The sequence below is a fragment of the Sphingomonas sp. CFBP 13728 genome (assembly GCF_014841895.1).
Lineage (GTDB): Bacteria > Pseudomonadota > Alphaproteobacteria > Sphingomonadales > Sphingomonadaceae > Sphingomonas.
In genome coordinates, this window is sequence record NZ_JACYUS010000009.1 from 59,815 (window position 1) to 79,187 (window position 19,373).

At 57.5% G+C, this 19,373-nt stretch carries 18 protein-coding genes; 4 read left to right on the plus strand and 14 right to left on the minus strand.

Going from position 1 to position 19,373, the window contains the following annotated elements; all coding sequences use genetic code 11:
• From IFT67_RS19500 to IFT67_RS19565, 14 genes are all read right to left on the minus strand, one after another.
• Nucleotides 1-615: an acyltransferase gene (locus IFT67_RS19500; RefSeq protein WP_192239754.1), complete on the minus strand. Its 615-nt coding sequence runs from the start codon at nt 613-615 to the stop codon at nt 1-3.
• A 3-nt stretch (nt 616-618) separates the two neighbouring features.
• The gene (locus tag IFT67_RS19505) at nt 619-1,197 is read right to left on the minus strand and encodes an acyltransferase (RefSeq protein ID WP_192239755.1); all 579 of its coding nucleotides are present in this window, start codon (nt 1,195-1,197) and stop codon (nt 619-621) included.
• On the minus strand, nt 1,190-2,689 hold the full coding sequence (locus tag IFT67_RS19510; RefSeq protein ID WP_192239756.1) for an MATE family efflux transporter: 1,500 nt from the start codon (nt 2,687-2,689) through the stop codon (nt 1,190-1,192). Before IFT67_RS19510 ends, IFT67_RS19505 begins: the two co-directional genes overlap by 8 nt.
• Before the next feature lie 114 nt (nt 2,690-2,803).
• On the minus strand, nt 2,804-4,810 hold the full coding sequence (locus IFT67_RS19515; RefSeq protein ID WP_192239757.1) for a glycoside hydrolase family protein: 2,007 nt from the start codon (nt 4,808-4,810) through the stop codon (nt 2,804-2,806).
• On the minus strand, nt 4,791-5,516 hold the full coding sequence (locus tag IFT67_RS19520; RefSeq protein WP_192239758.1) for a glycosyltransferase family 32 protein: 726 nt from the start codon (nt 5,514-5,516) through the stop codon (nt 4,791-4,793). Before IFT67_RS19520 ends, IFT67_RS19515 begins: the two co-directional genes overlap by 20 nt.
• Before the next feature lie 96 nt (nt 5,517-5,612).
• Nucleotides 5,613-5,888, minus strand: coding sequence for a hypothetical protein (locus tag IFT67_RS19525; protein WP_192239759.1), 276 nt, complete (start codon nt 5,886-5,888; stop codon nt 5,613-5,615).
• 9 nt (nt 5,889-5,897) lie between these two features.
• Nucleotides 5,898-7,055, minus strand: a complete 1,158-nt coding sequence (locus IFT67_RS19530; RefSeq protein WP_192239760.1) for a glycosyltransferase family 4 protein — start codon at nt 7,053-7,055, stop codon at nt 5,898-5,900.
• A gap of 8 nt (nt 7,056-7,063) precedes the next feature.
• Entirely contained in the window at nt 7,064-8,410 is a 1,347-nt protein-coding gene (locus IFT67_RS19535) for a hypothetical protein (protein WP_192239761.1), read from the minus strand.
• On the minus strand, nt 8,407-9,624 hold the full coding sequence (locus IFT67_RS19540) for a hypothetical protein (protein ID WP_192239762.1): 1,218 nt from the start codon (nt 9,622-9,624) through the stop codon (nt 8,407-8,409). Before IFT67_RS19540 ends, IFT67_RS19535 begins: the two co-directional genes overlap by 4 nt.
• A complete protein-coding gene (locus tag IFT67_RS19545; protein ID WP_192239763.1) occupies nt 9,587-11,785 on the minus strand; it encodes a GumC family protein in 2,199 nt (732 codons plus the stop codon). The genes IFT67_RS19540 and IFT67_RS19545 overlap by 38 nt, the downstream gene beginning before the upstream one ends.
• Before the next feature lie 17 nt (nt 11,786-11,802).
• Nucleotides 11,803-12,498 carry a polysaccharide biosynthesis/export family protein gene (locus IFT67_RS19550; RefSeq protein ID WP_192239764.1) on the minus strand — a complete coding sequence of 232 codons (696 nt, stop codon included), beginning with the start codon at nt 12,496-12,498 and terminating at the stop codon, nt 11,803-11,805.
• A gap of 89 nt (nt 12,499-12,587) precedes the next feature.
• The gene (locus IFT67_RS19555; protein WP_192239765.1) at nt 12,588-13,964 is read right to left on the minus strand and encodes an O-antigen ligase family protein; all 1,377 of its coding nucleotides are present in this window, start codon (nt 13,962-13,964) and stop codon (nt 12,588-12,590) included.
• 208 nt (nt 13,965-14,172) lie between these two features.
• A complete protein-coding gene (locus IFT67_RS19560) occupies nt 14,173-14,370 on the minus strand; it encodes a hypothetical protein (RefSeq protein ID WP_192239766.1) in 198 nt (65 codons plus the stop codon).
• Nucleotides 14,371-14,407: 37 nt separating this feature from the next.
• Nucleotides 14,408-15,685, minus strand: a complete 1,278-nt coding sequence (locus IFT67_RS19565; protein WP_197983175.1) for a glycosyltransferase family 4 protein — start codon at nt 15,683-15,685, stop codon at nt 14,408-14,410.
• Nucleotides 15,686-15,810: 125 nt separating this feature from the next.
• Here IFT67_RS19565 and rfbC point away from each other — a divergent pair, with 125 nt between their 5' ends.
• Genes rfbC through rfbA form a run of 4 tightly spaced genes read left to right on the plus strand, consistent with a single transcriptional unit; the run spans nt 15,811 to nt 19,242 of the window.
• Nucleotides 15,811-16,389 (plus strand): dTDP-4-dehydrorhamnose 3,5-epimerase, encoded by a 579-nt coding sequence (gene rfbC, locus IFT67_RS19570; protein ID WP_192239767.1) that lies wholly within the window; start codon nt 15,811-15,813, stop codon nt 16,387-16,389.
• Nucleotides 16,390-16,400: 11 nt separating this feature from the next.
• Nucleotides 16,401-17,456, plus strand: coding sequence for a dTDP-glucose 4,6-dehydratase (rfbB, locus tag IFT67_RS19575; RefSeq protein WP_192239768.1), 1,056 nt, complete (start codon nt 16,401-16,403; stop codon nt 17,454-17,456).
• On the plus strand, nt 17,453-18,364 hold the full coding sequence (gene rfbD / locus IFT67_RS19580) for a dTDP-4-dehydrorhamnose reductase (RefSeq protein ID WP_192239769.1): 912 nt from the start codon (nt 17,453-17,455) through the stop codon (nt 18,362-18,364). Before rfbB ends, rfbD begins: the two co-directional genes overlap by 4 nt.
• Nucleotides 18,361-19,242, plus strand: a complete 882-nt coding sequence (gene rfbA, locus IFT67_RS19585) for a glucose-1-phosphate thymidylyltransferase RfbA (RefSeq protein ID WP_192239770.1) — start codon at nt 18,361-18,363, stop codon at nt 19,240-19,242. The genes rfbD and rfbA overlap by 4 nt, the downstream gene beginning before the upstream one ends.
• Nucleotides 19,243-19,373 lie beyond the last annotated feature (131 nt).

The window sequence follows — 19,373 nt, forward strand, 5'->3', positions numbered from 1 at the left end:
TCAGTTCCTGATCTTGGAGATTGTCCGGGATCGTATCACCTTAGCAGGCGCGCCGGATGCGATGCTGTCGTCCGGTATGTCACGAGTTACAACCGATCCGGCACCGATCACGCAGTTGCGACCTATACGGACATTGGGCAGAACTATGGTGCCATAGCCCAAAAAGCTGCCTGCGCCGATCTCGACGAAACTACGTGCAGGATCAATACTGTCGCCGATCTTTGAACCGTGTTCGATCGCATCGACGGGATGCAGGACATCGACGATCGCGCAATTGCCGGTAATCGAGACATTGTCGCCGATGCTAATGCGATCATGGCAAACGATGTGCACATTCTGTTCGATGTTCACATCGTTGCCGATCGTCAGTTCAGGCTCCCAGTCTTGACCATGCAGGATAATTTCCATCCGCCCGCCGTGACGAACGATAGTTCGCGACCCAATTCGGATCAGATGGGGATAACGGATCATGTTTTGTCGGAACAACACGGTGCCCTTGCCAAGGCGCCCAAAAACCAGCCTCAGCACAAGCATCGACCACAGGCGGCGCAGCCGAAAGTGAAGTGCGTCGCCAATCTGCAGCAGCCGGGCCGTAAAGGGTAGGGGATAGGGCATCAGCTACGCAGCCACCCATTGCCCGGTTGCATGGTCAAATACCTTGATGAGACGCGCAGGGGCACCAGCAACCATGCTGTAAGCTGGAAAGGAACGGTTAACGACGCTATTGGCACCAACGACGCAATGCTCGCCAAGCGTCACTCCGGTAAGCACGCGGCTGCCATAGCCCAGGAATGTGCCGCGACCAACCCGTACGGCGCCCTTGCTTGCCATGGGTTGGGTCAAAATATGGCCCGCGCGTGGATCGACCTCGTGAACAGCATCGGCTAGATAGACTTGTTCGCTTAACACGCAGTCATCGCCGATTTCAACCAGCTCAATTGCGGAGATGCAGCAGAACCGACCAATATAAACGTTGCGGCCAATTACGATACGGGGTGAAAGCGGCGCGCCATTCCATTCGGTAATCGGGCACAGCCAACTATGCTCGCGCACGATGGTGCGTTCGCCAACTTGGATCCGGTCTAGATGCTCCCAAGTATAGGGATGGCCGACGCGAACACCTTTCCGCTGGCGTAGAAATCTATAGGGTGGCATCCAGCGCATGAACGTCAGAATGCGTCTGATCGGATTAGGCATGGGTCGTTTTCCGGCTTCGGATATAGTCGATCGCTGCTACCAACTCGCGCCATCCCATTGCGATAGCTGCGGCAAGTATCGCTATGGCGATAGCCGGGTAGTAAGCGACCATGTTTTCCGCGAACGGGCCAAGCAGCAGGACCGTGCCTCCTAGAAACAGCCAGAATATCGCTGGTCGGACCATGCCGACAAAGGCGACCTCGCGGCGGTGCAAGTCCGGCATGGTATAGGATAGTGCGTGCTGTGCTAGTAGGAGAGCAATGCCGATACCAGCACTGACGATCTTGGCGGCGGCAACTCCGATCGCTCCGAACAGGCTACCCCACCACAGGCTCAGCGCCAGACTGACCACGCCCTCGATCAATGGAGTATAGAGCATTCGCCGCTGTTGCCCCGTACCAATCGCAATCATGCCATAGGGTAATAGGCAGGTACGAATGACATTGGCCACGGCCAGCAGGGCCAATATGTAATACGCGTTGTCGGCATAGACCTCTCCCACCCACAGGTGCAGAATTCCTTGGCCTAGGAACATGAGCGGTGCAGATACCAAGAGCGCGGCGACGGCCATCAGGCTCGTCGAGCGTAAAAACAGGTCGTGCAGCTGCCGCTGGTCGCCGGTCGACTGCATCGTCGCTGCAGCTGGCGGCAACGCCCCTGCCATTGATTGGAGCGTGCCGGTGATGAAACTGACCAACGTCAGGCTGACGGCGTAATAGGGAACCGAGCCGAAATCATAGCGGCTGATGATGATAAGATCCAAACCGGACACCAAGAGCATTGCAAGGTTCCAGACCGTCAGCGTGACGCAGAAGTCAGCTAGCGCCTTCAGACTCTTCCGGCTGACCAGCTTTGGTGCGATCGTCGGCTTGGCCGTCCGCGTGGACCAGAGATAGATCAGCACAGAGCATATGCCGATCGAACCGATTAGATGCGCGATCGCCATGATCGTCAAACTGCGGGTCTGCGCAGCGGCGATCAATAGGATCGCCTGCGCGACTCTGCCGACCATCTGCGTCATGGCCGGCACATGGCTTTTCTGCAGACCCAGGAATACCGATCCAAACACGGATCCCAGTAGTCCGATGCCAAACGACAGACCAAGCAGCCCAGTAGCAAGAGCGGAATCAGCGCGCCATACCGGCGACAATTGCGGGAACAGCCGATCAGTATTCAATGCGACGCAGCCAATGATAAGGATACCTATGATTGCTGCGATCAGAATGCACCAGAATGCCGAGGCTACGATTGCATCGCGTTCGGCGGTCGCCTCGGGCTGGTGATGAAAAGCTACGTATCGACCGACAGCGATCTGCACGCCCATGCCGAAAAGATTGACGTAAGTACCAATCTGTAGCGCGATCGCCCATGCACCATAGGCTTCGGGTGGTAGGAGGCGCGTCAAAAAAGGGGGAACGAGCACCGCGACGATCGCGCTCGACATTCCCCCCAGGACGTTCCACAAACCGTTGGAGAAAATCGTCCTGTTCACTAAGGCATCTCATGAGAGGGGCAGGGGAAGTGCCCTTCGTTCCTGGCGCCGCTTACTGGGAAAAACTGCAACAAGCAAATCGAGCGCGCTTCCCACGGCGGGTAGCCGATTGGGCTACCAGCGATCAGCCCACCGGCCGTCGATCAGGAACGACGCCTGATCCGCCAAATGCAGATCGACCTGTATCAGATAATGGGTAGCCCAGCCAGGCGCCTTGAAATCACCGGCGCCATTGCCGGGCGCTGCCAAGACGTAATCTTTGGTGGGCGGCTCTAGAATAAGGTCACCAGGGGTGACGAATTTTCGCAATACTGGGACACCGTATTGATCCATGCCATCGAGGATAGCAAACCCACCCCGTACAGCGACGCGGCGGCTAAGCCCTGGGCGGTCGGGCGCGGTGCGGACGCGTAGGCCGCCCCTAGCCTTGTCCCCGTAGCGTACCGGGATAGCGATGATTGTCATTGCCGATGGCGATCCGGGGCCATAGGCCTTGTCGATCCGTAGGCAGCCGGTCCCCTCCATCTGTCCCTGTGTCACGCGGGCGAAGCGCATATTGTGCCCTGTATTGCCCGTACCGGGCGCATCGCTGCCATCGCGTGAGCGGATCGGGTTGACGTCGGCAATTCGCCAGATGGGGTTGAGCTGAACATCCGCCTCGTCAAAGCCGGGGTCCGCAAGGACGCTGTGGCGATCGTGTAGCCTTGCGGGAAAGCCACCATATTCGAAAGCAGGTTCGGTTCCCTGCATCTCAAACCGTCCTTCCCCAGTCGCCCAAGTGGTCGGGGTGCGGGTATCGGGGGTTTGTAGGCTGTTGCCATTATGCGTGATGACATCGCGGAGCTTTACTGCGCTGCCAGCGCCGGCGCCGATGAGATGAGTGAGCGTTGCGCTCTTGCCCATCGGCAGCAGCCAGCCTCCCGTCATCGTCAACAATCCGCCATCGCCCTGCACGTCTATCGGACGATCGTCCCAGCGGTTACTTTCAAGATGTACGCCAAAAAAATGTACCTTCCCACCATCGATGCGCGCGATTGCCCGAGTATAATCGATCGACGCACCGAAACAGTAGAAACCACCAGCGCCACGCCGATGACGCAGGAACAAGTCACTATTGAAGAAGGTGCCGCCCAGTACGGTAATGCGCTCATCATTATCGTCCGCGATAATCCAGTCGAAGACGACGTTGCATTCGAACGCCTTACAGTTGACCAACTCCTGATTATAGCCACGCGACGCGAACCGGAATGCCACTTCGCAACGGCAGACCGTGATGCCGACTGTGCGGATAGCCGTGGCGCTGGCCTTTAGCGGCGAATCGTACAGGATGCCCACGCTACCGCCGCCACCCGAACCGACGATCAGAATGGTGCCCTCTATCGCTCCATTGAAGCCGTTGGCGTTGCCGAACTCGGTATTGGTGCCACCGACCCGCACATAAACGCCCGACCAGCTCGAGAAATCCAGCGTGGCGTACCCCAGCAAGGTATGAAACCGACGATCAAGGGTCAGCGTGGAATTGCAACGATAGCGCTTGCCTTGAGTGAGCATCACCACGCCGGGTCGGGTAAAACCGTCCTGATGCGCGAGGGAAGCGCTTTGAACGGCATCGAGTGCTTGCTGGATGGCAGGAGCATCGTCGTGTACGCCGTCGCCAACCGCGCCAAACTCTTCGGGCCGACGGGGCAGGGCATCGGTCAGTTGCGCCAGCGGGGTTGCTAATGCCGCGGAGTCGGACCGGTGCGTTATGAGCAGGCGATCGTCCAAGCGGACCCATGCTCCTTGCGCATCCGATGAACGTTGCGATGCGACGATATTGATGCCGTTAACCTGGTTGGCGAGGTCGCCCCGAACATATTGCCACAGGATGCCGTCGTGTAGGATGGGCCCGGTATCGATCACGGCATTCGCCAGCCGCGCCAGCAGGGCGGGGTCGCTTCGCGACGCTGTCTGCGTGCCGGCTCCGGCAGATGACGATAGCGGTAGCAGGCTGCCAAGCATGGCCGTCACTGCGACACGGCGGTCGATCTCGTTATCGATGGAACCTGTTTCCTTGAAATGGCGTGATATCGGCTGAGCAGGCTCGGCGTCGAATTCGGAGTCAACCGGGATGAAACTCATCCCGAAACGGCGAGATACGCAATGATTTGGCGGTGACGTATTTTCGATATAGCCGGATTCCGAGCGTTTTCTTTATCAGCGATATCAATTGCTTCTTGGTACCGCCGGCCTTCCACGACTGATCGAAGTGATGGACCGAAAATCCATTATCGTTGATGAAGCGAGGATGTTCGAAAGTATATTTTTCGAACACCGTGACCATGTCCGACCGCCAGTTGCGGCCATTCAGTTTGAAGTCCGGAACATGATCGATGAAATAACGGGTGAAAATGTCATTGTTGGGGGCGTTGAAGTTGATCCGGTATACCGGGTCCTCGTATATTGCCAAAATGCCCTTGATGATCGGATGTCCGGGCTCTGCACCGATAACCGCAGTGCCGAGGTTACAGTCCCACATATAGCCCAGGAAAGCTCGCTCGTTAAGTAACGGATCGAACGACTTCCGGACCTCTACGTCTGTATCGAAATAGATGCCGCCGTAATCGCTCAGTACGCGCAGTCGCGCATAATCGGACACATGCGCCCAGCGTCCGTTCGCTACCGCCTCGGCGACCGCTGGATACTGGTCCAAGGAAAAGTTATCCTCGTTCCATTCGATATGGCGGTATTCGGGCAGCAGGGCGTGCTGGCTGTCGATACAGGATTGTATCCGCGATGGCTTGGGGCGCCTGCCGAACCAGAAAGTATGCACGATCTTTGGTATCATCGTGAAGATCGGTCCTGTGTCACGAGCGAGATTGGCGTGGCATGCGCATTTGTCTTTTGCAATCAGAGCGGGTGATCTTCGAGCAATCACCATACTTTAATCGCCGACGCGATAGCTCATGTCGTTGCCTAGGCGGACACCCATCCGGCCCTTCGCAGCCCGAGCGCGGTTATAGGCCTCGTTCTTACTCATCGGAGCAGAGCGCGTTGTGCTGGTCGCAGGTGGTCCGGATCGGCCATCGTCGAGGGCTGCCTCATCCAACGTCACCCCGGGCGCGGTCGCCTCCTGCCGCGTTCGTTCTGGGGCGCCGACCGTCGTCTGTGCGACAGAGACTCCCGGCAGGGCCAGCAAGGCAAGAAAGATCCGAACCATCCGCATATCCTAGCGCTGGAGCACAGAATCACAAGGTGGAGTGATATCTGCAATTAATCGAGCCTGCAGTGCGGTAGCTCCGTCGCGCCCCGCCAGCTCCGCCAGCACCTGACGGGCGGCATGGTCCCAAGTAAACGCAGTTGCGCGTTCCAGCGATCGTCGTGCAAGATCGGTGCGAAAATTCTCATCTAGGGCGATGCGACGCAACGCTGTGGTCCATGCCACAGTGTCAAGTGGATCGGCATAGCATGCTGCATCGCCGCATACCTCAGGCACCGCCCCACCAGTGGTTGCGATCACCGGACAGCCGGTCGACATTGCCTCGAGTGGTGGCAGTCCGAAGCCTTCGGACAACGATGGGCATGCAAAAGCCATTGCATTGCCATATAGCCATTTGAGCTCGGCATCGCTGACCCGGCCGATATACTCTACGTTTCTCGCTGTCGGCAGCCCGGCTGCACGAAAGATCGTTGGATTGCCGCCACCTGCAATGATGAGACGGACTCCCGGCAAGTCGGCTGCGACAAAAGCTTTTACTAGGCGTGCAATATTCTTGTGGCGAGCCAGTGACCCGATCGCGAGCACATAGCTGTGCGGCATTATCTCTAGCCGCTCGCTGATTGTCGCATCGGCTTCGAGCCGTCGGATGTGATCAACGCCCAACCGGATGACGTGTGCCTTGCCTTGCGGCACTACGCCGTATTGCTCGAGCATCGTTCGCGATGCGTGCGAGACTGTGAAAATCGCTGCCGCCCGTCGACCAAGCAAAGACAGCAGGATGCGATACCAAGTCCGAAACGCGAGCGAATAGGAGTCGGGGTGTGAGATGAACTGCGCATCGTGAATCAGCACCATCTGCCGTCTGCGTAATATGGGCGCAGTATTGCACATGTTGAGCAACCAGTCGCGCGGCCGATATCTGGCAAGAATGAGCTGTTCCCACGCATGGCCACCGCGCCTGCCTTCGACCTTGATTGGCAGCTGGCGACCGAAACATTCAGCCGTCAGATCAATACGCGCGGGCTCGCCCGGTGGAATTGCAACTGTCAGCGATCCATTCGCAGACCCGAGTTCAGCAAGGACATCGCCAATGGCGCGAGTAAGTTCGATCGCCACGCGGTCGACCCCGGTGACAGGTCGCCCCAGGAAGCGGCCGTTGAGCGTCATGTGCAAGCTCATAACGGCGCGTTCCACGTTAGTGCGCGGCGTTGCTGTCTCACCCTAGCGAATCCCAGCGAAACCATGAACCATGGCGGCAAATAGGCATATTCTGGCACAGTGATCATTTCCATGAAGTATACGGCCAGCAAAGCGCCTACGATCGCGTCGGTATCACCTTTACGCTGCAACAAAAAACACGGGGCTAGCAGTATAATCGAGTATAATATGAAACCGACCATTCCGACATTGGCTAGCATCGTAGACAACATGTCCGTTGAACGAACCGTGCCAAACCCCAGTCCAAATAACGTTCGTACGATATTACCATCCAACACCACATGCGCATGCGCCATGAACAAATCGGAGCGCTGGTTACCAGAAACAGAATTGAGTTTCTCAAACAATACTGAATCCAGCGCGTCGTGAACCGGCTGAGTGGTAAAGTACAGCAATGTAAAAACTAAAAGAAAAGCGATAATGTATAACACCGCATCCTGCCGTTGGCGCGTATAGGCATAGCCAATGCCTGTTGCCAAACCCAACAACGCAGTCGTCGAACCGCCCATGAAAAGCGAGAGCAGCAATATGCCGAAAATTAGCCGCCAGCGACGAACAAATGCATAGACGGCAAATGGCGTGACTGTCAGTGCATACATCGAAGGTTCTCCGACCAAACTCTTCAGTCGCATGAAGCCGGCGCCAAAAAGGTTGGACTGCTGAACCAGGCTACCGCTGACGAATCCCGCTTCATTATTATCGCCCAATCCGGCACTTACTTTATCAAGATCTCCGAAATCTCGATTTGAAAGAAAGTCACCGTTTGTATGAAAAATAGCGTAGAATACGAATTCGTAAAAGCCATACAGCGCAAGTATCAATATACCGTAATATGCGTATTTTAGAAAGGCCTCCTGATAGAAACTATAAGTCAAATAACAGAAAAGGACTGGTCCAAGCAAATACATGCCCTGGGTAAGATGTGTCTGACGAAGGGATCCAACAATAAATACATCACGAACGACGTTTAGCTGGCTCAGGTCGGGTTGATCGATAAGGTAGCCAGACATACTCAGCGCCATATAAATGCTATAGAGCAAAGTGAAGGCCAGCAACATTGACCATAGCCTGCCGTATCGTCGTCCAGTTCCCGCCAATATAACTAGCCCCCCGCCAATAACGACAAAGGCGGGGGTCGTGCCTTGTACTGGGGTGACGAGAATACTCTGAATTGGTGCTACTAGAAGTAGTAGTTTGAAATAGGGGTCAATCAGTCGTCCTTGCGGTATCCAAGCGTAGGAATCTATCGCGGCCTGCGACTGGACAACGTTAGAAGAATGCGAAGGCATGGGCGTGGCGTTCATGTCGGTCGTGCCTCGGCACTGGCCATGCGGGTTAGCGTAAAACGGCGAAACTCCACGCTTCGCGGTGCGTTTTGCGCAGCAATGTCACCCGAGACTTCGAAAACAGGAAAGCTGCAAGAAACCTTTTCTCTCGTGATAAACCGCGTGGAACGCTGCGGATCCTGCTGCAGTTCAGTGGCCACCTTGCCGCATAGCAACCTGAAGCGAAACGCATTGAGATCGCGTATCTTTTCTGGAGAAACATCGACATCGAGGGCGTAGCTGCCGGCAAGGGCTGACGTACGCTGCCAAGCAAGCATCGGAACGCCACGACCATTCCATTGTACCGCTAGAACTGCCTTTGCACCCTCGCGATAGGTATCGACGTCAAACCCGTCTCCGGTTGCGGTTTCCCAACCAAAGGGGGAATCTCCAGTTTTTCCGGCGCTCGCCTGCAAGAAGCCGGAATCATTCAGAGGTGTTGTGACACCGGATTGGACCTGCCGCCATAGGGCAAAGCCAAGCTCAGGCATGCCGTTGTCAATCATTGCCTGCACGCTGGAGCGTACCAGCGTCGCGTCGACCTGCACGCCTTGCTGTCGCAGCATCTGCAGAATGCTATAGCGTGCGCGTAACTGATCCGGCTTTTTAAGACCGGACGAGGCATAGAAATATAATGGCCGCCAACCGGGCGCATTGGCAAGGCGTTTGACAAACTCCTTTCGCAACATTGGATCGAGTTCGACCGTATTGAGCAGTGGTATCAGCGTATCTTGTATTTGCAGTCTACGCATTAAAGCGTCGCAGAGGTCGAGGACCTGCTTTGTATCGGATCGCACTGCGGCGACGAATAAACGGTTCTGCAACGCAGCGGTGTTTCGCCAACCCAGGCGCGACAGTGGGGTGATCCACCGATCAGCCGCGGCTTCGCCATGAGTGACGACGTCGTGCACCATTGCGACGTTGACAAAGCCGGGGTTCAGGGGGCGAGCAGCCACTGCCTGACGTATTACCGTCTCCGAAAGCGCTTTGACAGGTGCAACGTCGGTCGGCGTATTAATCGCCGCATAGAGTGATGCCGATGATTGCGCTGCCCTAACCGTTTCGATCGCAGCCGAACTTTTTATAAGATAGCCGGCGACCGACAAAAGGACAACGGCAATGAGCGTAGCGGACACCCTCTTGTGAAGCTGAACTTTAGTCATCCCGCGCCGAATATTCATAAGAATATCCATAATCGGTATTTGTGCCGTAACCAGATCTGCCCGGATCGAACTTAACCAGAATTGCGCCAACGATACTCCCACCGCCTTGGCGCAAGCGCTTCACGGCATTTTGAACGGTCTGTGGTGAGTTCTTAGCGGATTGGATGACGAAGACCGTGGCCTCTACTATGTTGGAGAGAACGACCGCATCCGCCAATCCTAGCACCGGCGCGGAATCAAGCAGGACGATGTCATAGCGGGTGAGCAAATCGGTAAACAGATCGACAATGCGGGTACTGTTCAACAATTCCGCCGGATTAGGGGGAATGTCTCCAGCAACGACGATATCTAATTGAGACTGATCGGTAGAACGGATCAATTGATCGACAGATATTTGGCCGCTGAGATAGTTGCTCAAGCCTACGGTGTTTTTGACGCCGAAGAAACGGTGAACGTTGGGTCTCCGTAGGTCGACGTCCACCAGCAATACGCGCTTGCCGAGCCGGGCAAAAGCTAGCGCCAATGCATAGGAAGCAGTCGATTTCCCCTCGCCTTGCTGCGAGCTGGTGACCATTATGCTGCGCGGAGCGCCGTCGCGAGACAACAGCGAGAGGCTAGTCCGAACCGAGGCATAGGCTTCGCTTTGTGTTGATTTGACGTCACTAAGATCTTCCTTCGCGCTGTCGGCTGAAGGAACGACGCCGAGCAGTTGGAGGTCGAGTGCGTGTGTGATTTCGTCGGGGGTACGCAAGCGATAGAAAAGCTGTTCTCGCAAGAAGACGAAGAATGCCGAGAGTGCCATCGCCATGATCAAGCTGACCGCAATGTTAAGTGGCAGTATTGGCCAGGATGGACGATCCGGTATAGATGCTTGATCGATAACTGACAGATTATTCGTCTGCACGCCGGATTCGGCATTCAAAGCATTAAAGCGTCGTAGAAGCGCTTCATATTGCTGACGGTTGGTATCCGCTTCGCGGCGCAGGATCGACAGTTCGATACCTTGATTCTGCTCGGACAGAGTGTCGCTCTTGAGCTTGTCGATCTCATTGCTCAGTTGGCGTTCCCGTGCGTTCGCCACATCGTATTGGTTCTTGATGCCGGCGCGGATGTTACCGGCCAGCGTATTGATTTGACGCGTGGTCTCCTGAACCTGCGCGCGTGCTTCCGAAACGCCTGGATAGTCAGCCTGCCGTGTAGAAAGCTGCTGCTTGTACTGTGCCTCTAATTGGGCGCGGCGTTCGAGGAGCGCTTGAATGGCAGGATTGGCCAGCACTTCTGAAATATTAATCACCGGCAGCCGGGAAACCTGGCTCCACTTCTGCTCTGCCTGTATCCGGTCTGCGATCGCCGTCGAATAGGCTTGGTTCAGTTGAACAAGTTGCGCTGTGATGAGCGACTGGGGGCGGCCATTTTCGCCGCTCGCACCTGATCCGGCAGCATCACCAGCATCGACGATCCGGGTTCGCCGCGCGTAATCAACCACCGCCTGTTCGGAACGGGCGAGCCGCTCTTGTGCTTCGCGCAACTGTCCACGTAAGAAATCAAGTGCGTAGACCGAACTGCCTGCCTTCCGCGCAAGATTTCCACGAATAAACGCTTCCACATAGGCGTTGGCGATTTTGGCGGATAGGCGCGGATCGGGGCTGGTGAACGATAGGACAGCAATTCTTGTGGTGCCGCTGTATTTTACGGACATGTTCTTGCGGAGGACCCGCAGAACCTGCTCACGGCGTGCGTCGCGACCAGCAGATGACTGATCATCGTCGTTCTCCGGCGTGACATGCATCGCATCAAGGAACGTCGTACCTCTATAGAGACCCGCACTCTGCGCGACGGTATCGGTGATGGTACGGCTGCGAACGATATCAAGCTGGGTCTGAAGGAAGCGATCAGTATCAAGCCGCGAAGCACCTCCTTCGCGGTCTTGCTCGGTACCCAGAACCTTTTCGGCTTCTTGGCGCACCTCAACCATTGCCGTCGCAGTATATAGTCGGGTCGTGAGTAGCGACGCAGCAATCGCGAGCAGTATGCAGCCGACGAAAATCCCGATGACCCAGAATCGCGAACGATACAGCGCGGCCCAGATTTCACGCAACGATCCTGACGATTGCGTTTCGGTTGCAAGTGGAACAGCGGCGCCGTTGGCTGATGCTACCGGCGTGGGTGTGGCGGAAAATGGAAATTGCATGCTTGTACTAGCCTCGTTCACTGCCGAAGCGCGACAAAGATACCAGCTGCGCCGGGCAGAACCTGGATCAGCGTGCGGAACAGCGAAGCAGCGCGTGAATAACCTACGATCACGATGTCGGACTGCTGCAGCCTGGGATCCGGTACTTCCGCACTGCGGATCGACCGCAGGTCGAAGCGTGCCGCATAACGGCGACCGTCGATTTCGCGTATGACGATGACTTCATCCAGCTTCGCATATTCTGCCGGACCTTCGCCCAGCGCAATTGCGCGCTGCAATGTCAGATTGGCGGTTGGGATCTGGTACACGCCAGGCTTGTTGACTTCGCCGTCGATGGTGATCGTGTAGTTGGCAGTCCTCACCACTGACACCGACACCTTGGCATCTCGCAGATAGCGCGCATTGAGCCGGGCCCGGATCAGGTCTGCCACTTGCTGGGTGGTCTTGCCGACTACCGGCACCTCACCCAGCAAGGGCAGCGTCACGTTGCCGCCGAGAGATATCGGGACTTCAGATGCGGTCAAATCCGGCTCGCGAAACACGTTGACGGTGATCACATCAAGCGGCCCGAGCGCATATTCCTGCAAAGTTGCGGGAGAAATAAAATTTCCACCCGGCACAGCGGTCGGCAACGTCGTCTGTCCGACCGGGATGTTTGAGTTTCCGGCACAGCCAGCGGTCGTTGCGCTGAGCGCAGCAACCAAAAGGAACATAAGACGCAAACGTGTAGCCCTTCAACAGCGGTACGGTAGATGCTCGAGAGTGTAGGAATTAAAGCGCCGCTCTAGCAGCAGGGGCACTGCTACTTCAAGCTCACATTATCCTGCGACGCGCGGCCACGATAGAGAGCCGCCAGCGCCAATACGAAGAACGCCCAGCCTGCCGGTCGTCGAAGCGGATAGTCGATCAGGCTGTGTATCGCGAACATGGCGATCACTATCATCCCGAACCGCATTTCCCATCGATGAGGCGAGTGGCGTGGCAGCGATAGCATCGGGCGGATACATTGCAGTACCGACAGGGCCAAAAGCGCCAGAACGACGAGACCGGGAATCCCGAACTCGATCACCAGTTGCATATAATCATTGTGAGCGGCGTTAACATAGGTCGGCTTGACCCAACTCAGATGTTCGTTGGCGTTGAAGATCGGCACGAATGTCCCACCCCCTGCACCCAACAGATAATAACGTTCCGCAAGTGGCTTGGACCATTCGAGTATGCGCCAGCGCAGGTCGTCGTCTACATCGTTGAAGCGCTGCATCGCGAGTTGGACGTTCGTACTGGACATGAGCAATACGGCGAGCAATCCCGTTCCGACGAGCGCTGCAATACGGTAGCGTGACGGGACTCTCTTTGTCAGGTCGGCGAAAACGACGAGCAGCGCAATCGCGCCAAACGCTAGTCCTGCCCGGCTGTTGGTCGGAATAATGCAGATGAAGGCGAACAGGCTGATAATACCAATCACCGGCCCGCGTGCGCGTGCCACAAGATAGCGCCGTCCGACGACAAGGCCAAACAGAACAATCATGCAGGCGATAATGAGCCCCATGTGGTTCTTGTTTGCGTAGAAACCGAGCAACGTGGCACCTGTGTTGACCGCATGGAATCGCGGAAACTGCCCATCGCTAAGGACTTGCAGCACGCCTAGTAACATACCAACGGCAACGACGCCTACCGCAATGTCCAGCAGTCGTACGAACCCTGCATCGTCCAGCCGCATCACCGCTGCCATCGACACGACGAATCCGGCTGCCATTAGCGCGGCCGTTGCGGTGTCAAAGGGCGAGAGCGAGAGCACCTGCCAAGTATCCGCAAGCCCCACCAGCCCGAGCGTCTGGATCCGTACTTCCTGGCCCGGGGCTGCGTGCCACAACGCCGGGGGTAAGGGGACGAGTTGCAACAAAGGTAACAGGACGATCCCGGCCAACGCTAATCGACCAAGCAGTGGCACATCGCAGAGTGCTCGACCTCCATCTACCCACGCGATAGTAAAGGCTGCAATGAGTGTTGCGGCAGACAGCGTCATATAGGCTGGCGACCATTCGACCACTCCGCCGCCAAGCATCGCTAGCAGCAGAAAATAACCAGCTGTTATGATCAGTGTAAACGATACCGGCTGACGCTTTGCTTTGACCCGCTTCCGCGTAGGATTGGCCCGGGGCGCAGTTGACTGAATCATCCTGTTTTATCCGTAACGGCTATTGTTTTGACAAGACGCCGCGGCGTTCGTGCGGGGGGCAGCAAGCCGATCATGCGCCGTCCGGCCTTAATCGCTGGCCGCTCAACCAGATAATACACCACGGATGAAAGGAGGATGCTGCAAGATATATAGAGTGGCGTCAGAACGGTAAAGGCTATTTGCCATCGTGCGAAGCTCGGCCACAGCATCATGGACATTTCCAGGCAGACAGGGTGGACACCCCGGTTCTGCCGCTGCTGAAATATTCAAGAAATATCGCTTTCAGACTAATGGAGAACTCAGAAGGCACGGGTCTCTGTGCGATCATTTCCGCCCAATGCCCAACTACCACGAGCATCGCCGCTATCCCGTGCAGACCGTCAATATGATCGAGGCGTTTGCTCATGCGAGACAAACCTTTCCTGCTACAGGGCGGCTAGAGATCAACGCCCTTGGCGCGCGGATGCCAGGCCTATGGCGGTGGCGTCGTATAGCTGTCGTCCTGATGCGTCCGATGTCAGCAGGAGGTAATGTCGTTTGAGCGCCGCTTCTACGAATTTGGCGATTTCGGTACGAAAGCGCGCCACGCCGAAGCGTTCGGCATTTGCGCGACAGGCTTGCGGCGTAATGAAAGCACTGCGCTCGTCGAGACGGTTGACCGCATCAATGATGGCAGAGACACTTTGTTCGCCAAAAAACACCCCAGTTTGGCCGGGCCCATCCTCGCCGCGAATGGTTTCCAACGCACCACCCTTGCCGTAGGCTATGACCGGCGTACCGCACGATTGCGCTTCGACCGGGGCGATACCGAAATCTTCTTCGGCCGCGAATACAAACGCTTTCGCCCGCTGAAGATGTGTGGTCACGACTGAATCGGGTTGCTTGCCAAGTATTGTTATATTGGGAGCCGCTGCCTCACGCACTGCCGCCATCTCAGGCCCATCACCGATCACGACCAAGCGACGATGTGGCATTGCAGCGAACGCCTCGACGATCAGGGGGATTTGCTTGTAAGGCACCATGCGCGAGATAGTGACGTAATAATCGTCCTTTTCGGGCTCAATGATAAAACGATCGATGTCGACTGGGGGGTAGATGACCGTGGAGTTGCGTCCATACACTTTACGAATTCGACGTGCGATAAAGGCAGAGTTGGCAACAAAATAGTCCACGCCACTGGCAGTCCGAGTGTCCCAGAGTCGAATATAGTGCAGCATTGCACGAGCGACTGCGCTTTTAAATCCTTTGGTCAGTCCTGCTGTTTGCATATATTGGTGCTGAAGATCCCATGCATAACGGATCGGGCTATGAACATAGGCGACATGTACTTGGTCAGGGCCTGTAATGACGCCCTTGGCGACTGCCGCCGAACTGCTGAGAACCAAGTCATATTGCGTAACATCGAGTTGTTCAATCGCAAGTGGCATCAGCGCCAGATAGGAGCGATAATGCTTCTCCGCCCCCCACATTCGTTGAATGAAACTAGTCGTAATTTTGTGGCCGGTAAGGAAACCGCGCTCCTTCTCAGGCAGATAATCTACGATGCAGAATAGGTCTGCCTGTGGGTACAGCGCGAGAAAGGCCTGCAGACACGCTTCAGCGCCACCTTTCAACGTCAGCCAGTCGTGTACGATAGCAACCTTTGTCACCATAAAATCCGAGATAAAGGGCGCAGATAAGCCAGCGGGAGTGGCCGGGCCTCCTAGAGAAATCGGGCTCATTGTCAATCTGATCGATTGCGACCGGAGTGGAGGCAACGGAAAAAATCGCATTCCCGACGAGCCCCGATAGATTTGCACGAACTACGCAATTGTCGTTGTCGAACAATCGTTATACCGGGCATGGCATGACAGAAATCTTATCTCCCGTACAGCTGATCCAGCCCAAGCGCTTCGGCGACAGTCGTGGGTGGTTCACCGAAGTCTATTCGGAGCCGGCGTTCGCCAAGCTCGGCATCGATTGTCGCTTCGTGCAGGACAATCACTCGCTGTCGGTGCCGAAACACACCCTGCGGGGGCTGCATTTCCAGACGCCGCCACATGGGCAGGACAAGCTGGTGCGCTGTATTCGCGGCACGATCTTCGATGTCGCGGTCGACATCCGCAAGGGTTCGCCGACCTACGGGCAGTGGGTCGGGGCCGAGCTGTCGGCGGAGAACGGCTACCAGCTGTTCATCCCGATCGGCTTCGCGCACGGCTTTGTGACGCTCGAGGACAATTGCGAGGTCACGTACAAATGCTCGGACACCTACGCGCCCGCCAATGATGGCGGCATCCGCTGGGACGATCCCACGATCGATATCGATTGGCTGATGCCAGCCGGCGCCGATCCCGAACTTTCGGCCAAAGATGCGGTGCAGCCGTTGCTCGCCAGCTTCGACAGCCCCTTTTCCTACGACGGCCGCCCGCTGGCGCCACTCGCCTAAAGGACAGATCCATGCGTATTTTCGTCACCGGTGGGGCCGGCTTCATCGGCTCGGCCCTCGTTCGTCACTTGATCGAGAACACCGACCATGAGGTCCTGAACTTCGATAAGCTGACCTATGCCGGCACGCTGTCGACGGTCGAGCACGTGGCGAACTCGAACCGATACCGCTTCATTCAGGGTGACATCTGTGATGCAGACGCCGTCAAGGCCGCGATCGCCGAGTTCAAGCCGGAGATCGTCACGCATCTGGCCGCTGAAAGCCATGTCGACCGCTCGATCGACGGGCCGGGCGCGTTCGTCCAGACCAACGTCGTCGGCACCTTCACGATGTTGAGCGAGGCGCGCGCCTACTGGCTCGGGCTCGATGACGACGCGAAGGCGGCGTTCCGCTTCCATCATATCTCGACCGACGAAGTCTACGGTTCGCTCGGCGACACCGGGCTCTTCACCGAAGAGACTCCGTACGATCCGCGGTCGCCTTACTCGGCCTCCAAGGCAGGCTCCGACCACCTCGTCAGCGCGTGGGGGCACACCTTCGGGCTGCCGGTGCTGATCACCAACTGTTCGAACAATTACGGGCCGTATCACTTTCCCGAAAAGCTGATTCCGCTGATGATCGTCAAGGCGCTCGCCGGTGCCGACTTGCCGGTCTACGGCAAGGGCGATCAGGTCCGCGACTGGCTGTTCGTCGAGGATCACGTCCGCGCGCTGCACGCAGTGTTCGAAAAGGGCGAGCCCGGCCGGACCTACAATGTCGGCGGGAACAACGAGAAGCAGAACCTCGAGGTCGTGAAGACCGTCTGCGCGATCCTCGATCGTCTCCGCCCGCGCGCCGATGGCCAGTCCTACGCGACGCAGATCACCTATGTCGCCGACCGGCCCGGCCACGACAAGCGCTATGCGATCGACGCGAGCCGGATCAAGAACGAGCTCGGCTGGGAGCCGGCCGAGACGTTCGAGACGGGTATCGAGAGGACCGTTGCCTGGTATCTCGACAACCAGTGCTGGTGGGAGGCCATCGTCGCCGAGGACAAGGCCGACCAGCGCCGGGGGCTTTCCGTATGAGCGACGTAAAGCGAATCCTCGTCACCGGCAGTAACGGCCAGCTCGGCACCGAGCTGAAGCGGTATGCGTGGCCCGAGGGCTGGGCAGTCACTGCGATCGACATCGACGAGCTCGATCTGCGCGATACCGCAGCGATTGCGGCGATGGTCGTGTCGAAACCCTGGGCAGCCGTGATCTCGGCCGGTGCCTATACCGCCGTCGATAAGGCCGAGAGCGACATCGTGAACGCCTGGGCTGTCAACGCGATGGCACCCGCGGCGTTTGCGGAAGGCTGCGCCAAGGCCGGTATCCCGATCGTCCAGGTCTCCACGGACTATGTCTTCGACGGTGCCCGCGATGGCGCGTGGGAGGTGACCGATCCTGTCGCCCCGCTCGGCGTGTACGGCGCCTCTAAACTAGGCGGCGAACTCGCGGTTCGCACCTCAGGTGCACGCCACGCCATCGTCCGCACCGCGTGGGTGGTCAGCGCCCACGGCAACAACTTCATCAAGACGATGCTCCGCGTCGGTGCGACCAACCCCACTTTGCGGGTGGTCGACGATCAGCACGGCAGCCCGACGTCGGCCACCGACCTCGCAGCCGCGCTTGCGAAGATCACGATGCGTCTCGTCGAGGATCCCGCAGCCCCGATTGGCACCTATCACTTTAGCAATGCCGGCGCGGTCACTTGGGCAGGCTTCGCCCGCGAAATCTTCGCACAGAGCGCCGCGCGGGGCGGAGCCAGCGCCGAGGTGCAGGGCATCACTACCGCCGAATACCCGACACCGGCGACGCGGCCGGCCAACTCGCTCCTCAGCCACGACGCGATCGCCCGCGACTACGGCATCCATCCGCCAGCGTGGCAGACCGCGCTCGGCAACATCCTCGACGAACTGCTCGGGGCGTCCAACAAGGAGACACGCGCGTGAAGGGCATCATTCTCGCAGGCGGTTCGGGTACGCGCCTCCATCCGGCAACGTTGGCGGTCAACAAGCAGCTGCTGCCGGTCTACGATAAGCCGATGATCTATTACCCGCTGTCGGTCCTGATGCTCGCCGGCATCCGCGACGTCCTGATCATCTCCAGCCCCGAATATATCGGCAATTACAAAAACCTGTTCGGTGACGGGTCGGCGCTCGGCCTGACCATCGCCTATGCCGAACAGCCCAAGCCCGAGGGCCTTGCCCAGGCGTTCACGATCGGCGCGGATTTCATCGGCGAGGACAATGTCGCGCTGGTGCTCGGCGACAACATCTTCTTCGGCGCCCATCTGACCGACCTGCTGGCCAGCGCAGTCGAGCGAAAAAGCGGCGCAACGGTGTTTTCCTACCGCGTCGAGGATCCCGAGCGCTACGGCGTGGTCGAGTTCGGCAAAGGCGGCAAGGCGATCAGTCTCGAGGAAAAGCCCGGGAAGCCCAAGTCGAACCACGCGGTTACCGGCCTGTATTTCTACGACAACCGCGTCGTGCAGCTCGCGCGCGACCTGAAGCCGTCGGCCCGCGGCGAACTCGAGATCACCGATCTCAACCGGCTCTACATGGACGCCGGCGACCTGTTCGTCGAACAAATGGGCCGCGGCTATGCGTGGCTCGATACGGGTACACATGACAGCCTGCTCGAGGCCTCGGAGTTTGTGCGGACGATTCAGCACCGCCAGGGGATCCAGGTCGCCTGCCTAGAGGAGATCGCGTTCCTCCAGGGCTTCATCACCGCCGATCAGGCGCGCGAAGCCGGCGAGAGGTTCAGGAAGACTAATTATGGCCGAGCGATCCTTAACGCGGTTGCGGAAGGGCCAAGCTACGGTTGAGCGTTTGCCTCTCCGAATGGACGGGGCCAGCTATGACCCACCGTTCGGAAGGTGGATCGATCCACATCGGCCGTTAAGAGCGCGCGATTGTAAGTCTTTGCGCCATTCTGATCGCGAGCCGGCAGATAGAT

Excerpts from the sequence above, each read along its gene's own strand:
- IFT67_RS19535 (WP_192239761.1), bottom strand. The coding sequence starts at position 8,410 with ATGAACGCCACGCCCATGCCTTCGCATTCTTCTAACGTTGTCCAGTCG.
- rfbD (WP_192239769.1), top strand. The coding sequence starts at position 17,453 with ATGAGCGACGTAAAGCGAATCCTCGTCACCGGCAGTAACGGCCAGCTC.
- IFT67_RS19515 (WP_192239757.1), bottom strand. The coding sequence starts at position 4,810 with ATGAGTTTCATCCCGGTTGACTCCGAATTCGACGCCGAGCCTGCTCAG.
- IFT67_RS19500 (WP_192239754.1), bottom strand. The coding sequence starts at position 615 with ATGCCCTATCCCCTACCCTTTACGGCCCGGCTGCTGCAGATTGGCGAC.
- rfbB (WP_192239768.1), top strand. The coding sequence starts at position 16,401 with ATGCGTATTTTCGTCACCGGTGGGGCCGGCTTCATCGGCTCGGCCCTC.
- IFT67_RS19525 (WP_192239759.1), bottom strand. The coding sequence starts at position 5,888 with ATGGTTCGGATCTTTCTTGCCTTGCTGGCCCTGCCGGGAGTCTCTGTC.
- IFT67_RS19520 (WP_192239758.1), bottom strand. The coding sequence starts at position 5,516 with ATGATACCAAAGATCGTGCATACTTTCTGGTTCGGCAGGCGCCCCAAG.
- IFT67_RS19545 (WP_192239763.1), bottom strand. The coding sequence starts at position 11,785 with ATGCAATTTCCATTTTCCGCCACACCCACGCCGGTAGCATCAGCCAAC.
- IFT67_RS19505 (WP_192239755.1), bottom strand. The coding sequence starts at position 1,197 with ATGCCTAATCCGATCAGACGCATTCTGACGTTCATGCGCTGGATGCCA.
- IFT67_RS19555 (WP_192239765.1), bottom strand. The coding sequence starts at position 13,964 with ATGATTCAGTCAACTGCGCCCCGGGCCAATCCTACGCGGAAGCGGGTC.
- IFT67_RS19565 (WP_197983175.1), bottom strand. The coding sequence starts at position 15,685 with ATGAGCCCGATTTCTCTAGGAGGCCCGGCCACTCCCGCTGGCTTATCT.
- IFT67_RS19530 (WP_192239760.1), bottom strand. The coding sequence starts at position 7,055 with ATGACGCTCAACGGCCGCTTCCTGGGGCGACCTGTCACCGGGGTCGAC.
- IFT67_RS19540 (WP_192239762.1), bottom strand. The coding sequence starts at position 9,624 with ATGGATATTCTTATGAATATTCGGCGCGGGATGACTAAAGTTCAGCTT.
- IFT67_RS19560 (WP_192239766.1), bottom strand. The coding sequence starts at position 14,370 with ATGAGCAAACGCCTCGATCATATTGACGGTCTGCACGGGATAGCGGCG.
- rfbC (WP_192239767.1), top strand. The coding sequence starts at position 15,811 with ATGACAGAAATCTTATCTCCCGTACAGCTGATCCAGCCCAAGCGCTTC.
- IFT67_RS19550 (WP_192239764.1), bottom strand. The coding sequence starts at position 12,498 with ATGTTCCTTTTGGTTGCTGCGCTCAGCGCAACGACCGCTGGCTGTGCC.